Below are 14,811 nucleotides of genomic sequence, written 5' to 3'. Positions count from 1 at the left end.
TCTCCTTATGTCAGATTCCTAAATGATACAAGCTGGATATCCCTGAGCGTGTTCACACGGATGACGACGTCCGGATCGGTTAAAAATTCAAGTTCATCGACTCTCGGATAAGTATATGAAGAGTGAGCCAACAGCTCTTTGTCGAGATAAGCGGGATGTGTCATGACCTCAACCGTATCATGCTCTTTAAAGAGCGAGGAGATGGCTTCTTCATCCTTTAAAGCGCCTTCAAGGACAGGAGAAAAAAAGTCCGTCGTTTTCACATTTTTTTCTGTCATCATTTTGGTCTCCATATTATGTCTGACCGGCAGGCGATACTCATTTGCAAGCGTCAAAAATACGTCGGAAATCTCCGGATAAGCATTGATATGATGATGGCTGTCCAAATGATCGGGCTCCAAGCCAAAAGCAAGAAACTTTTCAATCTGTGCTCTCCATTCGTTATAGACTTCATCAGCATCTATCGTAAATGCCCCTTTATAAAAAGCGAGATCGCGAAAGTTTCCTCTCGCATCAACAATTGTCCGATGACCCGGCAAAAGCGGCCTTCCGCATGTGAGGACCAAGTGGACGCCGACCCCCAATTCAGGAGACTCACGAGCAAGACGGGCCGCATGACCGGCGCCCGGCATATTCGTCATGAATGTGGCTGATGTTAAAATCCCCAGCTTATGGGCATCAATAATTCCGTAATTCACACCTCTTGAGTAGCCAAAATCATCAGCATTGATTATTAATTTTTTCATCGGCTGATTCTCCTTCTTTTGATTCATCTCTTCATTTACCTGCCGCTCTTATCAAAATATGCGCCTGCGGACGGTTTTATCATTTCTGAGTCCTAAAAAGGAAAAATACTCAATCATCGTTTATAAAATCGATTTTCGGTAGATTGACAAAAGCTATCTCGTCTTTTAAACTATTTTTCATATATTTTTAAAAACTCTGAAAGGGGGCTGGGGTCTCGAACGGCGGAGCCTCATTTAATAAGATGACAAACACAATTCAGTCCATTTTGAATAAATTTCCTTTAATCATCCTTGACGGCGCAATGGCCACTGAGCTTGAGCGCTATGGCTGTGATTTGAATGACAGCCTGTGGTCTGCCAAAATCCTCATGGAAAATCCCGATCTGATCAAGCAGGTTCATTTGGATTATTTCCATGCGGGAGCAGACTGTGCGATTACAGCCAGCTACCAGTCAACGGTAGAAGGCTTCACAAAACGAGGCCTCAATGAAGCAGAAGCGCTCCATCTCATACAGGAATCGGTTCGTCTCGCTGTAAAAGCGCGCGACGAATTTTGGGCGGTTCCAGAAAACCGGGAAGGACGGCCTAAACCCATTGTGGCCGCTTCAGTAGGTCCTTACGGCGCCTTTCTTGCCGATGGTTCCGAATATCAGGGAAATTATAAGGTCACAGAAGATAAATTGGCCGATTTTCACAGGCACCGCATGAGCGCTTTAATCAATGCCGGTGCCGATATTTTAGCGTGTGAGACAATACCGTGCCTTTCAGAAGCAAAAGCAATCGTTCATTTATTAAAAGAATTCCCAGACACGCATGCGTGGATCAGTTTCAGCGCAAAGGACGGGCGCCATATCAGCGACGGTACGCGGGCTGCCGATTGCGCTAAATGGCTTGATCAGCATGAACAAGTCGCCGCCGTGGGAATCAACTGTACACCGATCGAGCACATTCCTTCACTCATCGGTGAAATAAAAAAACAGACAGCTAAACCGATTATCGTCTATCCGAATTCCGGGGAAGCGTACGATCCAGAGACGAAGACATGGCATGGGAATGCATGCAGCGAGTCTTTCGGAGAAAGCGCCCGCCGCTGGTACGACTCAGGCGCTCAGCTGATCGGCGGCTGCTGCAGAACGAAGCCCGAAGACATTAGAGCCGTAGCTGAATGGTCAAGAAAGTTGGAGGTATGATGGAACAATCAAACAGTAATCGTCAGAACTTTCAAAGAAAAATGCAAAGCAGACACCTTGTCATGCTTTCATTGGGAGGTGTCATCGGAACAGGGCTTTTCTTAAGCTCGGGCTACACGATTTCTCAAGCCGGGCCGGCCGGAACGATTCTGGCTTACTTGGTCGGCGCCCTTATCGTTTATCTTGTTATGCTTTGTCTTGGAGAATTATCGGTGGCCATGCCTGTTACAGGATCGTTTCACATGTACGCCGCCAAATTCATCGGACCCGGAACGGGATTCACGGTTGCCTGGCTTTACTGGTTGACCTGGGCTGTCGCATTAGGCTCGGAATTCACCGCTGCCGGCTTATTGATGCAGCGCTGGTTCCCAGATACTTCGGTCTGGATGTGGAGCACCGTCTTCGCTGCCTTGATTTTCTTGTTAAATGCTTTCTCAGTGAAGTTTTTCGCAGAATCGGAGTTTTGGTTTTCAAGCATTAAAGTGCTGGCTATTATATTGTTTATTATTTTAGGAGGAGCCGCAATATTTGGTATGATTCCGATGAAAAATGCCGATGCTGCCCCGCTGTTATCAAACTTTGCGGGAGAAGGCGGACTATTTCCAAACGGTTTTCTTCCCATCTTTATGGCGATGCTTTCCGTTAACTTTGCCTTTTCGGGAACAGAACTGATCGGGATTGCGGCCGGAGAAAGCGCCGACCCGGAAAAAAACATTCCGAAAGCCATCAAAACAACAATTTGGAGACTCGTATTGTTCTTCATCGGTACAATCGTTGTGCTCTCATGCCTGATTCCGATAAAAGAAGCCGGGGTCATCAAAAGCCCGTTCGTTGTCGTTTTTGACCGCATCGGTGTGCCCTATGCCGCCGATATCATGAACTTTGTCATTCTGACGGCCTTGCTTTCCGCGGCCAATTCGGGTTTATATGCCTGCTCCCGGATGCTGTGGTCACTGTCCAAAGAAAACACGCTGCATCCCGTTTTTCAAAAGCTGACACCCAGGGGAATACCTTTTAACGCGTTGATCTTCAGCATGATCGGAGGTATTTTGTCACTGCTTTCAAGCGTGTTTGCACCAGATTCGGTTTATATTGTCCTTGTGTCGATTTCAGGCTTTGCCGTGGTTGTCGTCTGGATGAGCATCGCGGCCTCACAGTTTATGTTTCGCAGGCGTTTTTTGGCTGAAGGAAACAGCACAGCCGATTTGAAATACCGAACACCGCTTTACCCTGCGGTCCCGATTGCCGCTTTCCTGTTATGCCTGGCTTCCTGCATCGGGATCGCATTTGATCCGAATCAGCGAATCGCCCTTTATTGCGGTGTGCCGTTTATGGCCTTATGCTACTTGATTTATTATGTTAAAAACGGAAAAAGTCATTTGCAGGTGTCGGAAAAGGTAAAGGATGCGGGATAAAACGTTTGGATCTCTGAATATGAGGAAAAAGTGAACTAACACCTCGTATAAAGGAGTGAATGTGATGGAACACGTCAAAGCCCTTGCAATCAAAGGGGCCATGACCATTGTGATCCTATATCTTGTACTCGGCCTCGGATCTGGCTTTCATTTTGAACATACGCTTTTTATTACGCTAGTATTGGGAGCCGTTTCCTATTTGCTCGGTGATTTGTTTATTTTGCCTAAAACAAATAACATCACCGCAACACTTGCGGATTTAGGCGTCGCTTTTCTCACCATTTGGCTGATGTCTCTCGCTATGGGAACGACAGCAGACACGGCTGCACTCGCTGCATTTTTTGCAGCAGCCGCAATGGCAGCGGGAGAATACATTTTCCATTTTTATCTGATCCATAAAAACCTCGGCTTTTCCAATCACCGCCGATTGGAGACAAGAACGGAATAATGGCCTGCAGAAAAAAAGCACGTCCAGCATGGCTGGGCGTGCTTTTAAATCGTGATTCGGCCGATTTTGCCGCATTCTTCTGCAAACCAGATCGATTTGTCAGGACCAGCTGCAATGCCATGCGGTTCAGATTGCTTTGTCGGAATCGGATATTCTGTGATTTTTCCATCAATTGTGATTCGGCCGATTTGTCCCGTCCCCCATTCCGTAAACCAAAGCGCTCCGTCTCCGCCCGCAGCAATGGCATGAGGCCGGGCATGTTCGGATGGAATCTGAAATTGGCTGATCGTTCCGGATACAGTGATTCTCCCAATTTGATTTCCGTTTATTTCTGTAAACCATAATGCGCCGTCAGGACCGGATGCAATTCCGACAGGACCGGATTGTGGGGTGGGAATCGGGTATTCACTGATTTCTCCGTTCACAGTGATTCGGCCGATCGAGTTGCTTTGGTTTTGTGTAAACCAAAGCGCTCCGTCAGACCCTTCCGCAATAAATGATGGGAATGATCCCGGACTTGGCAGCTCATATTCCGTTAACTTCCCTGATGATGTCATTCTGCCAATGCTATGGCCTGCCATATCCGTATACCACATGGCACCGTCTGAACCTTTAGTGATCCCAAACGGCGCAGCTCCGGACGGAAGAGGGTATTCAGTTATGGCGCCTTCTGCCGTGATGGCACCGATTTTGCCCGCTTTATATTCTGTAAACCACAGATTGCCGTTGATTCCAGGGGTGATAATAGACACACCCGCATTCGCAGTCGGAACATTATATTCGGTGATGTCTCCAGAAGCCGTTATCCTGCCGATCCGATTTCCCTTCTGCTCCGTAAACCAAATATGTCCGTCCGCACATGAAGTGATTCCATAAGGACCTGAGGAAAGATCAGGAACCGGATATTCATTTATGTTGATTTTCATGTATGTCCCCCTGTATGTTTTAGAATGATGGATCAAGCCTGCTGATTCTTAAAATAAAGCGTCAACTTCCTTTCCCTCAGACTTTCCATAGTCATGACAACAGTCTGCTCATAAGAGATTCAGGCTTTTTTGATACGAATGGACTGTTCACAAAAAAACACCTTCAACTTTTTCCATATTATATCACGTCATCATTTAGTTAAATAGGAGATTGATGATAAACAGCTGTTTGAATCGCCCTAGCATTCCCCTACATTGCAAAGCTCGACTCAGATGCTGAAGCCAAAATAGCTTCTCCTCCCCAAACATGTATAGATCAATATGACCTATACAGCCTCGCTTTCATTTAATAAGATGGTTTTATCACATTCCTTATTTTTATAAATAAGGAATTAAAATGGATGATGAAGCCTTTATAGAGGAAGGGCTCTATTGATTCCATCTTATTATTTTAGGGGACTCACATTTTCGCCCTATCAATTCAATAACCGCGGCATATTTTGTTTATAAAGGCGGACGCTGTTCATTGTCCTATTTACAGCGCAGGCAATAAACTAAATTGGAGTGGATGTGTTCAATATGTTTGAAGATGAGAGACTGGAGCATTTGATATTTCCCTATACCCCGCTTTATAAAAAAGACTTTCCTCTCATTCTGTTTTGGATCCCGAAAAGCGGCTGCACAACCTTGAATCGCTGGTTCTTTTTTCAAAATGGACTGCTTGAAGACGTCGGGCAGCAATCCGAAGGAGAGGTTCATCATTACAGAAATACGATCTATACACAACAGCCTGATTACACGAAAGACCTTTCAGAGCATTTGCTGGAGAGTAAAAAGGATGCTTACAAGCTTGTACGCAACCCCTTCCGGAGGGCGGTAAGTTCATTTCTGGAAACGATTTGCTCTCCAAATTTTATTTGTCTGTTTGACCGCGACATCGACACCGGACTGTCTTTTACAGAGTTTTTATATCAGCTGAGAGATCTAGGTTCTGAGATTGATTCGATCGACCGCCATCTCGGGCCCCAGTATTTAGAGGGAGAAGAGGAATTTGTAAACAACTATATCTATCTGGAACAATTTAACGCCCAAATTAGAGAAATCGAAAATAAATACAGATTGTTAAAATCGCCTCTGTCACAGCTGTCAAAATCACCGCACCATTTATCAGCCCTCATGCTGAAAAAAGGAAAGTTCGCAGACGCCGTGCTGACCATGTCATCATTTGATTGGGTTTTTCCGACTTATGAGAGCTTTTACAACAAGGAAACAAAAGAATTGGTGCAGGACATTTTTGCGAAGGACTTTGACATGTACGGCTTTGACCCGAATCATTTAAAATAACGAAAAAACATTACGATCTCCTTTCAATTCGATTACAAATTGGAAAGTTGATGGAAAATGGTTTATTTTTAAGAAAAGTTCGTTTAGAATGCGCACTAGATCCATTTTTTAAGATTCACTTCTGATGAGAAGAAAGGAGATATATCATGAAAAAAATAATGTCCTCTCTCATGGTCGGATTGATGGCTGTTGTGCTAGCAGCCTGCGCTTCAAATGATGACGCTCGGTCGAATGCAGATGACCAAGGCAAAACGGCTCAAAGCGGGCAGCAGGACCAAGAAAAACAAATGAAGGCCATGCAGAAGAAGCTTGATAAGCAAAAAGTGGATGATACGAAAACCGTAGCTGTCGTAAACGATGAGAAAATCACCGGCAAAGACTTCAACAGTTTATTATCCACTGCTCAAATGCAGTATCAGCAAACCGGACAGGATCCGACTTCTGATGATGCCGCAAAGCAGATCAAAAAACAAACAATCGACAGCTTAGTCGGACAAGTTCTGATTACTCAGGAAGCAGACAAAAAAGGCTATAAAGCCTCTGAAAAAGAGATTAATAAACAACTGGACAACAGCAAAAAACAATATAAAGATGAGAAAGCATTCAATGAAGCTCTAAAAAAAGCCAACTTAAACTTGACGACGCTCAAATCTGACATTGCAGACAGCATTAAAACAGAAAAATATATCGACAAAGAACTGCCAAAAGATAAAGTCACAGACAAAGAAATCAAAGACTATTATGACCAATATGCAGCACAGCAAAAGGAAAACAAACAGAAAGATACGCCAAAATTTGATGATGTCAAACCGCAAATTAAAGAACTGCTTGAACAGCAGAAAAGGCAGGAAAAGCTCGGACAGCAAGTTGAGAAATTGAAGAAAAACGCCGATGTTAAGGTGGAAATTTAACATTGCAAAAGCGGACGGTTTAAACAGATTATTGCTCAGTTCGTTGACATAAAAGGCCGGATTCATAGAATCCGGCCTTTTAGCTTGCGGTTGCTGCTTTATGCAGCATTGGAAATCATTCTACTACGTATGTATCTGGGAAGTGATTAAAAAGTTCAAATGACCGGACTTACAATGTGCACTTGGATGTGGCATAATTGCTGGAAATAGGGTATGTGGTTAATATCCTCATCAGGAGGTCTAGCATCTATGAAATCTAAGACTTTACTATGGATTTTAATCGCTGTTATGATCTTTGTTGCAGGTATATTTATTCGATATATCAACACCGGAATCGTAACAGCGGGTACCGTTCTGGGATCTCTTGCTTTTACTTTAGCATTCAGCCTTGTCTATTTTATTGGATTCAAATTAAAAAATAAATAAGGTGAGATTGTTGACAAAATCCTAAAACGGTTTAAAGTTTTAGGATTTTGTCATCCTTTTCATAGGATGGCTGCTTCAATTATTTATAAATATCCTCTTTTGACAAATGTCCGTCTTTGACCACGGTCTCATTAATATTGCTTTTCGTGACCGCATATGGCTCAAGCAGAATCGAAGGCACTTTAGTTTTACCGTTATCAACGGTTGTGTCCGTTTTAATATCTTCCCCTTTGGCTGCTTGAACGGCCGTTTCAGCAGCCTTTTTGGCGATCGTGTCAATCGGTTTATAAACGGTCATCGTCTGCGTGCCGTTCACGATCCGCTGAACCCCTTCGAGTTCGGCGTCCTGTCCGGATACCGGAATTTTTCCGGCCAAGCCCGCTTCCTTAAGAGCCTCTATTGCTCCGCCCGCGGTACCGTCATTGGCAGCGATGACCGCATCGATATCTTTGTTCTGCTTCAGCGCTTTTTTCACATTCTTTTTCGCTTCTTCAGGAAGCCAGTCTTTCGTATATTCGTCAAACACGATATCGATTTTCCCCTGCTTCTTCAGCGGTTCAAGCACCTTCATGGCGCCGTTGCGAAATAACACGGCATTGTTGTCAAGAGAAGATCCGCCAACATAGACAAAATTGCCTTTCTTCGCTCGTTTGACAATTTCTTCAGCCTGCAATTCACCGACTTTTTCATTGTCAAATGAAACATAATAATCAACATCCGCATTGCGAATCAGCCTGTCATAAGAAATCACTTTGACATCAGCTTTATGGGCCATTTCCACAATCTCCGCGGCGGCATCGGCATCCGTCGGGACGACAACGAGTACATCAACACCTTCACTGATCAAAAGCTCGGCTTGCTGGACCTGAACATCTTTATTTCCGTTTGCCGCCAGCGTCTTCACTGATGCGCCGAGGTTTTCAGCCTCTTTCTCAAACGCCTCTTTATCTTTGTACCAGCGCTCTTCTTTCAGCGTGTCGATCGCAAAGCCGACATATAATTTATCAGAGTCGGCAATCAGCTTTATTTTTTCTTCTTTCTGAGCACTTTTTTCCGCCGTATTGAGCGAGCACCCTGCCGCGGCGAACAGCAGGCCGAGCAACGCGAGCGAAAACAATCCTCTTTTCAAATATGTTGGCAAAATGAAAACCTCCCATTCATTGAAACATCAGAGTTTAAACCGTTTGATCATCCCGTTCATCCGCTCAACCATCTCTCCCAGCAGCTGGGCGCTTTCATCCATTTTTTCAATGGAACCGCTCTGCTCATGAACAGATGCAGAAATTTCTTCAGACCCTGCTGCACTTTCTTCAGATATCGCTGCAATGTGTTCGACTGAACCGTTGATCTCTTCGCTTGAACGTCTAAAATTGGATAATGCAGCGGAAATGTCCGATACTCGCTCAGCCATATCAGTCACTTTATGTTTGATCTCTGAAAAATACTGTCCTGATGTTTCAATCTGGTTTTTTCCTTTATTCACTTCAGAAAAACCGATTTTTAAATCTTCTGCCATAGAAGATGTCTCCGTCTGAATCGTGCTGACGATTTCGGTGATGCTTCCGACAGAGTTTTTCACTTCTTCCGCGAGCCTTTTGACTTCACCGGCCACAACCGCAAACCCCCGTCCGGCATCACCGGCTCTCGCCGCTTCAATAGACGCATTTAATGCGAGTAAATTCGTCTGTTCAGCCATGCTCGTAATCACTTCGACAAGCTGATGAATGGATTGCGTTTGTTCTTCAAGTACACTGACCTTTTCAACAGACGCCTCCATCACATGATTGATAACATGCATTTGCTGCAATGATTGCGTCATTTGCTGATCACCGTCGACAGAAACATGCAGCACTTCTTTAGAAAACTTCGCCAAAGTTTCGCCATTTTCATTGGCATTCTGTATTTGTCCGGCCAGTTCTTGCGTCTGTTCGGAAATGTTCGCCGCCTCATTGGCCTGATTGCTTGCCCCGTTTGCCAGTTCTTCAACGGTAACCGCGACCTGTTCGCTGCCCTCTTTTACTTCAGCAGAGACGTTTGTAAAAGTGAGACATTGCTTGTCGACCTCATTTGCGATACTGGACACTTCAACGATCATCTCACGCAGGCTTTTTCCCATATCATTGATCGATTGGGATAGCTGGCCGATTTCATCTTTTCCTTTATAGTCAAGGGCTTCAAAATTTAAATGACCTTGTGCAATCTCATCGCTTGCAGCGACCACACGATTGAGATTTTTCTTGATCTGCCGGCTGACGATGATGAGAAGTCCTGCTGACACGACCGCTGAAACAAGAATAGACACCGCCAGAATGAAAATGGTCTTCGAAATATTGGACTGTGCATCCCCTATTGATTCAACATTTGATCTGACAGCATTTTCTTTCAATTTATCACCGAGCGCCAAAGTCTCCTCTTTTAATTGACTCGCTTTTTTCTGAAGCTCTAAAAACTTCTTGGTGTTGATCTGCTGTACATTCGGCACAATGTCGCTGAAAAAATATTCATCTAAGGAATGATTGTTTTCAATAATTTGATGAAACATCTCAAGCTGTTCAGCTGAATGCAGCTCTTTTTTCAGCTTTTTTGCCGTATCTGCAAACGCTTGGCTGTATTTCATGTAGTCCGACAATTTTTCATCTTGAGCATCAATGATATATTCGGGAATATGTAAATATTTATTTTGGTAAAGCGACATCAGCTTAGCTGATTGAACCGCTGTATCATTTTTCGATTTCGTATCTTGAACCGTCTGGCTCGTATCCTTTAACAGACCGTACGTAATCAAAACAGATGCTAAAAATGCGGCTAGCATTACAAAAAAGATGATACCGTATTTGCCGCCGATTGTGATATTGCTCCATCTCGGGTTCTTCACATTGCTCCCCCTTCTCTTCAGCCAAAGTATTTTTATTTATATCGGCAATTGATTGAACTTTTTCACGAAATAAGAGAAAGGGGAAATACGAATAACGCCCTTGAAGCCATCTTCAAGGGCGTGTTCTTGTTTTATTCAAGCGATGCTATCGCCGCAATCACATCAGCTTCACGAAAAGATCCCATCAAACATAAAGATTCATCCGGTCTGCAGGCATGGGCCGCGATGGTCTGTTTGGCCCGCTCTACATGTTCGACAATTCCCAAGTCACTCAATGTCACCGGAAAGCCGAGCGCTTGGTAAAATGGAAGCAGCTCCTGAATTTCATCTGTCCGCCCTTCCAAAGCAAGCTGTACCAATATTCCGTATGCAACCTTCTGGCCGTGCAGCACTTGATGGGTTTCTTCGATAAATGTTAAGCCGTTGTGAATCGCGTGGGCACCGGCCATTCTGCCGTACCTTCCCGCATAGCCGCCCACCGTTCCCGCAAGTGCAATGACCGCTTCCAAAACATTTGTTAAAGATGAAGATGATTGGCCTTTTTCAATGCTTTCCACAGCCTTCAGACTTTCTTCCAACAGGATATCGCGAATATAGACGGATTGCCTGAGTCCCGCCTGAACCATAATGGAAAGCGAATCAGCCGTATTTCTGATGATGGCTTCCGCTTCATACCATTTCGCCAGTGTATCGCCGATTCCGCTTTTCACATAACCGATCGGTGAAGAAAGAAGCAATAGCGGATCAACCAGCGTCAAAAAGCTTGAGCGCTTATGGTATTGCACCCCTGAAAAGTTCCCTTCATCATCATAGATCACACTTAGCGGTGTGCTCGCTGCACATGTCCCCGGAATCGTCGGAATTGTCATGACTTCAATGTTTAACAGGTCAGCGACGGCCTTCGCCGTATCTAAAACAGTGCCTCCGCCGATCCCGATGATAATATCGGCTGAGCCGGCGCGCTCGGCCGCATGTCGTATCCCTGCGAGCGAACTGTAGCCTTTATGCTGAACGACTTTCCAATCAGCGGGAAGCTTCGCGTGATTTGTAAAAGCCGCAAACGATTGAACACCGGTTATAATGACAGGACGGTCAAACTCTTCTAAAAATGACGGCAGCTCTTTCGCGATCCCTTCTTTGCATATGTATTGGTTCGGGCCGCTTCTGACGATATCTTCAGGCTGCATGATCCCCATCTCCTTCTATTATTTTCTAATTTTCATCATCTCACTTTCTTTGAAAATATGTCAAATTATATAACGTTCACCGGTTTCCTTCAGCTTTAAATACATCGAGCCCTCTTTTCGCTCCAGCTCAAACAGCTGCTCCAAATGATACATCCCCTGCGGGAACGTTCCGGTAAACAAAGCAGAAGCGGCGGCAAATGCGACCCGCGCCGTGATCAATGATTCATTTTCTCCATACACGGAAAGACCGATAGCTTGATGCAGGCCGTCTTTCAAGCCTTCCGCATCCACTTTGACCGCGTACTCCGCCGAACCGGCTTTTAGCAATTCCAGCAGCTTGACTGTCCATCCGCGGATGACGCTGTTTTTTAAAAGGCGAACAGCACCGCTTTTTCTCAACCGCGCAATCACGAAAGTCGCCAACCTGGAATCAAAACAAAGCCGGGTGGAAACGGAAGGAACCTCCAATGTGCGTGGCAGTGTGGCCTGATCTGAAAAAGGAAATCGATAAGCGGTCCTGCATCCTAAACGGCCGCCAAAGTCTGTTTGCCGGCCGTCTGTGAAACTGCTTACCTTTTTGATGTCACCTTTTTCTATGACGTCAAACACCGAATGCAAATGATCGACCGTCCATTCAATAGCCGCTTTTCCATGGCTGTCTCCCAAACCGAGCATGATCGCTATGTTGATGCGGATCGTCTCATCTAACGCCTTCGCTGCTTCCTGCGACAGCAAATTGGTTAGTCCCGGTGCCAAACCGACGCTCAGCAAGCCTGTTCCTCTACAATGTCCGTTATTCAGTCGTTCAAGCTGTGTCAGAAACGACCCGTTTGCCGTAATGTCTAAATAATTCGCACCGTTTGCCAAACAGGCCTCAGCTAAAACCGTATTCTCCTGATCAATACATACGATCACAAGCTTCGTCTGTTCAAGCCAATCCCAATCAGCCTCCGCATCTCTATTGAAACGCATCGGCTTCACTTTATCTCCTGTTTCCCGACAAAACCGCTGAGCGCGGTCTAGATTTCTCCCTGCCGCATACACAAGCCCAGGGTACTTCTCTCCGAGCATCCGGCTGATGTGACCGCCGACATGACCGTATCCGCCAATGACGACAATATACTGTTTCATCATTTACCGCCTCCTTTTACAGCAAACCAGCCATCGATTAAATAAGCGCTGAAAAACCGCGTCACATTCGTAAAACCCGATTCTATCAGCATAGCCTCTACCTCTTCAGCCGGAATCGGATGTGAATGCCTGCCGATTGAATCCGCAAACCGCTCCCACTCCTGTTCAGCAATTCCGTTTGCCAGCATATGCTCCTTCCAGGCCCTCATCTGCCACCAAAATGATTCAGAATCAAGATCACCTTGAATCGCCGCAATGAAAAATGGCGCCCCCTCAGCTAAACGGTCTGCGATATGCTGCAAAAACTTGCGCTTATCTTGCACAAAATGCAGGACGAGCATACAAGTCGCCGCATCATATTGATGCTTCCGCTCCAGCTGCTTCACTTCCCTTTCAATGAAGTCGGCGTTGAGCTGAATACCGGCGATTTTCAGCCTTTGCCGCGCCAAATTAAGCATATTGGCTGATGTATCGACCCCTGTAAACGACCAATCCGGATGTCTCCTGCCGAGTGTCAGCAATTCCTGTCCGCCCCCCGCTCCAACAACCATCACATAGGCCGCATCCTTATCAAGCCGAACCGTCAGCAGGCGGTCCATCATTTCGTATAACATGTGATAGCAAGGGATTTTCAAAGCGATCTTTTTTTCATATTGATATACATCAGGATGATTCCAATCCATATTCATGACAAGGCGTGCTCCTTTTAGTAAAATTAATTAAGAATTGTTCTCAATTATAAAGGAGATTTTCAAAAGCACCATCCCACAAATATGGGATTTTCTAATGAGGAGGAGCCATAGTGAACCGACCGTTAAAAGATATAGTCAATGAACTTGAACGAACATCTGAGACTACCCCGCAATACATCGAAGCGGTGATCTCCGCATTGCGAAGCGCCATTCCATTTGATGCATCATGCTGTACAGCGGTCGATCCCAAAACCCTCCTGTCCATCGGAGCCGTCACAGACGATCTAATTGAAAGTATACATCCACAGCTATTTGAGCTCGAATATACGGATGACGATGTCAACCAATACGAAACATTAATCAAAACCTCGCAAACGGCCGCCATTTTAAGTGAAGCCGTAAAAGGAGATCTCAAACGAAGCAAACGGTATCGCATGATTCTCGAACCGGCCGGTTTTGGAGATGAACTGCGAGCAATCCTTTTGAATAAAGGAGAATGCTGGGGCTATCTCACACTGCTTCGAAAAATCGGACAGCCTCCATTTAATGAAAAAGAGCGCACCTTGGTCGCTTCACTGGCTCCGATCATCGGCCGGCACTTGCAGCGATTAAGACATAACCGGCCAAAAAAAGACATGTTTCACATGAAACATGTCGGAGGCATACTGATTTTGTCGGAGGACCTCATTCCCTTATCGTGTAATCAAGCGGCGCTTCACTGGCTGAACGTCCTGCGAGGCTGGGAGAAAATCGACAGCGCGGTACTGCCAAGACCCGTCCGTGCCGTCTGTTCACGAGCTGTGGCAGAAACGGATAGTCCGGCGAAAACCGTCATCTCGATTCCGGGCCAATGCTTCCTTTCCATCAAAGCGAGCCGCTTGGACGGCTTAGGCCCGTCAGAACAAATCGCCGTTTCATTCGAACCGGCTTCATCCGCAGAAACGATACCGCTCATTGCAGACGCGTACGGCCTGTCTGAACGGGAAAAGGACATCGCATACCGGATCATCCGCGGACTTTCCACAAAAGGCATCGCTGATGACTTGCACATTTCAGCTTATACCGTCCAAGACCATTTGAAGTCGATTTTTTTGAAGGCTGAAGCGGGAAACCGGCGGGAATTGATTTGGAAGCTGCTTGATGATGTTTTGGAGTGAAAAAAGGGCGGCGGAAAGCACGCCCTTAGGTATTGGACGCACAATGTTTTTCACTATACATTGACTTTCCAACACGCATGTCATTGCGTTCATCCTTCTCACAAAATTGAATGATGTCACCCGTCTTTTTGTTCCCGTCATAATACGTCACATGAGCTCATCTTTAAAGACAGCCATATATTGTGTATGGAAATAATCGTTATCAATGTCCGTCTAAAGGTGCTCAGCTTCCGTGCGAATCCACGCATTCATGATCGGATTGCCGTGCTCAAGTACATATAAAACAACATACGGGCCTACCAGCAGTACCAAACTGATGATGTCCAATATGAGATTTAACTTTTTCACCCTTCAACCTCTTCA

15 protein-coding genes are annotated in these 14,811 nt (G+C 45.4%); 7 read left to right on the top strand and 8 right to left on the bottom strand.

Translation table 11 applies throughout. The features are described 5' to 3' along the window. Positions 1 to 5 precede the first annotated feature (5 nt). Positions 6 to 746 carry a chitin disaccharide deacetylase gene (gene chbG, locus BTA30_RS00440; protein WP_076757944.1) on the bottom strand — a complete coding sequence of 247 codons (741 nt, stop codon included), beginning with the start codon at positions 744 to 746 and terminating at the stop codon, positions 6 to 8. 242 nt (positions 747 to 988) lie between these two features. Between chbG and mmuM the strand changes: the two genes are divergently transcribed. The 3 genes from mmuM (at position 989) to BTA30_RS00425 (ending at position 3,799) form a co-directional block, all read left to right on the top strand. Then, a complete protein-coding gene (mmuM, locus tag BTA30_RS00435) occupies positions 989 to 1,936 on the top strand; it encodes a homocysteine S-methyltransferase (protein WP_076757941.1) in 948 nt (315 codons plus the stop codon). Continuing rightward, positions 1,936 to 3,351 carry an S-methylmethionine permease gene (mmuP, locus tag BTA30_RS00430; RefSeq protein WP_076757938.1) on the top strand — a complete coding sequence of 472 codons (1,416 nt, stop codon included), beginning with the start codon at positions 1,936 to 1,938 and terminating at the stop codon, positions 3,349 to 3,351. The genes mmuM and mmuP overlap by 1 nt, the downstream gene beginning before the upstream one ends. A gap of 64 nt (positions 3,352 to 3,415) precedes the next feature. Further along, positions 3,416 to 3,799 carry a DUF2512 family protein gene (locus BTA30_RS00425; RefSeq protein ID WP_076757935.1) on the top strand — a complete coding sequence of 128 codons (384 nt, stop codon included), beginning with the start codon at positions 3,416 to 3,418 and terminating at the stop codon, positions 3,797 to 3,799. Positions 3,800 to 3,843: 44 nt separating this feature from the next. On the opposite strand, the gene BTA30_RS00420 is transcribed toward BTA30_RS00425, so the two are convergent. Beyond that, positions 3,844 to 4,725 carry a Vgb family protein gene (locus BTA30_RS00420; protein ID WP_076757933.1) on the bottom strand — a complete coding sequence of 294 codons (882 nt, stop codon included), beginning with the start codon at positions 4,723 to 4,725 and terminating at the stop codon, positions 3,844 to 3,846. A gap of 579 nt (positions 4,726 to 5,304) precedes the next feature. Here BTA30_RS00420 and BTA30_RS00415 point away from each other — a divergent pair. The 3 genes from BTA30_RS00415 to BTA30_RS23135 all read left to right on the top strand — a co-directional run bounded on the left by BTA30_RS00415 (position 5,305) and on the right by BTA30_RS23135 (position 7,406). Next, on the top strand, positions 5,305 to 6,069 hold the full coding sequence (locus BTA30_RS00415; RefSeq protein ID WP_076757931.1) for a sulfotransferase family 2 domain-containing protein: 765 nt from the start codon (positions 5,305 to 5,307) through the stop codon (positions 6,067 to 6,069). Positions 6,070 to 6,215: 146 nt separating this feature from the next. Next, positions 6,216 to 6,980 carry a SurA N-terminal domain-containing protein gene (locus BTA30_RS00410; protein WP_076757928.1) on the top strand — a complete coding sequence of 255 codons (765 nt, stop codon included), beginning with the start codon at positions 6,216 to 6,218 and terminating at the stop codon, positions 6,978 to 6,980. 249 nt (positions 6,981 to 7,229) lie between these two features. Beyond that, positions 7,230 to 7,406, top strand: coding sequence for a hypothetical protein (locus BTA30_RS23135; RefSeq protein ID WP_158027589.1), 177 nt, complete (start codon positions 7,230 to 7,232; stop codon positions 7,404 to 7,406). Between the two features lie 79 nt (positions 7,407 to 7,485). Here the strand turns inward: BTA30_RS23135 and BTA30_RS00405 are convergent, their stop codons facing one another. The 5 genes from BTA30_RS00405 to BTA30_RS00385 all read right to left on the bottom strand — a co-directional run bounded on the left by BTA30_RS00405 (position 7,486) and on the right by BTA30_RS00385 (position 13,288). Continuing rightward, a complete protein-coding gene (locus BTA30_RS00405) occupies positions 7,486 to 8,547 on the bottom strand; it encodes a sugar ABC transporter substrate-binding protein (protein WP_411813149.1) in 1,062 nt (353 codons plus the stop codon). Between the two features lie 27 nt (positions 8,548 to 8,574). Next, entirely contained in the window at positions 8,575 to 10,281 is a 1,707-nt protein-coding gene (locus BTA30_RS00400) for a methyl-accepting chemotaxis protein (RefSeq protein ID WP_076757923.1), read from the bottom strand. Between the two features lie 131 nt (positions 10,282 to 10,412). Continuing rightward, positions 10,413 to 11,468, bottom strand: a complete 1,056-nt coding sequence (locus tag BTA30_RS00395) for an iron-containing alcohol dehydrogenase family protein (protein ID WP_076757921.1) — start codon at positions 11,466 to 11,468, stop codon at positions 10,413 to 10,415. Between the two features lie 60 nt (positions 11,469 to 11,528). Next, complete coding sequence (locus tag BTA30_RS00390; protein WP_076758339.1) at positions 11,529 to 12,599, bottom strand: saccharopine dehydrogenase family protein; 1,071 nt, start codon at positions 12,597 to 12,599, stop codon at positions 11,529 to 11,531. Beyond that, the gene (locus tag BTA30_RS00385; RefSeq protein WP_083696901.1) at positions 12,599 to 13,288 is read right to left on the bottom strand and encodes a class I SAM-dependent methyltransferase; all 690 of its coding nucleotides are present in this window, start codon (positions 13,286 to 13,288) and stop codon (positions 12,599 to 12,601) included. The genes BTA30_RS00390 and BTA30_RS00385 overlap by 1 nt, the downstream gene beginning before the upstream one ends. A 113-nt stretch (positions 13,289 to 13,401) precedes the next feature. Between BTA30_RS00385 and BTA30_RS00380 the strand changes: the two genes are divergently transcribed. Next, a complete protein-coding gene (locus BTA30_RS00380) occupies positions 13,402 to 14,448 on the top strand; it encodes a LuxR C-terminal-related transcriptional regulator (RefSeq protein ID WP_239693624.1) in 1,047 nt (348 codons plus the stop codon). A 213-nt stretch (positions 14,449 to 14,661) separates the two neighbouring features. On the opposite strand, the gene BTA30_RS24050 is transcribed toward BTA30_RS00380, so the two are convergent. After that, the gene (locus BTA30_RS24050) at positions 14,662 to 14,796 is read right to left on the bottom strand and encodes a hypothetical protein (RefSeq protein WP_275667181.1); all 135 of its coding nucleotides are present in this window, start codon (positions 14,794 to 14,796) and stop codon (positions 14,662 to 14,664) included. Between the last annotated feature and the right edge of the window lie 15 nt (positions 14,797 to 14,811).

This window comes from Bacillus swezeyi (assembly GCF_001969815.1).
Lineage (GTDB): Bacteria > Bacillota > Bacilli > Bacillales > Bacillaceae > Bacillus > Bacillus swezeyi.
The sequence above is the reverse complement of the archived record's forward strand: the minus strand, read 5'-3'. Positions and strand labels throughout refer to the sequence as shown.

Coding starts and splice junctions, on each gene's coding strand:
- BTA30_RS00410 (WP_076757928.1), top strand. CDS start 6,216: ATGAAAAAAATAATGTCCTCTCTCATGGTCGGATTGATGGCTGTTGTG.
- BTA30_RS00390 (WP_076758339.1), bottom strand. CDS start 12,599: ATGAAACAGTATATTGTCGTCATTGGCGGATACGGTCATGTCGGCGGT.
- chbG (WP_076757944.1), bottom strand. CDS start 746: ATGAAAAAATTAATAATCAATGCTGATGATTTTGGCTACTCAAGAGGT.
- mmuP (WP_076757938.1), top strand. CDS start 1,936: ATGGAACAATCAAACAGTAATCGTCAGAACTTTCAAAGAAAAATGCAA.
- BTA30_RS00385 (WP_083696901.1), bottom strand. CDS start 13,288: ATGAATATGGATTGGAATCATCCTGATGTATATCAATATGAAAAAAAG.
- BTA30_RS23135 (WP_158027589.1), top strand. CDS start 7,230: ATGAAATCTAAGACTTTACTATGGATTTTAATCGCTGTTATGATCTTT.
- mmuM (WP_076757941.1), top strand. CDS start 989: ATGACAAACACAATTCAGTCCATTTTGAATAAATTTCCTTTAATCATC.
- BTA30_RS00395 (WP_076757921.1), bottom strand. CDS start 11,468: ATGCAGCCTGAAGATATCGTCAGAAGCGGCCCGAACCAATACATATGC.
- BTA30_RS00415 (WP_076757931.1), top strand. CDS start 5,305: ATGTTTGAAGATGAGAGACTGGAGCATTTGATATTTCCCTATACCCCG.
- BTA30_RS00425 (WP_076757935.1), top strand. CDS start 3,416: ATGGAACACGTCAAAGCCCTTGCAATCAAAGGGGCCATGACCATTGTG.
- BTA30_RS00420 (WP_076757933.1), bottom strand. CDS start 4,725: ATGAAAATCAACATAAATGAATATCCGGTTCCTGATCTTTCCTCAGGT.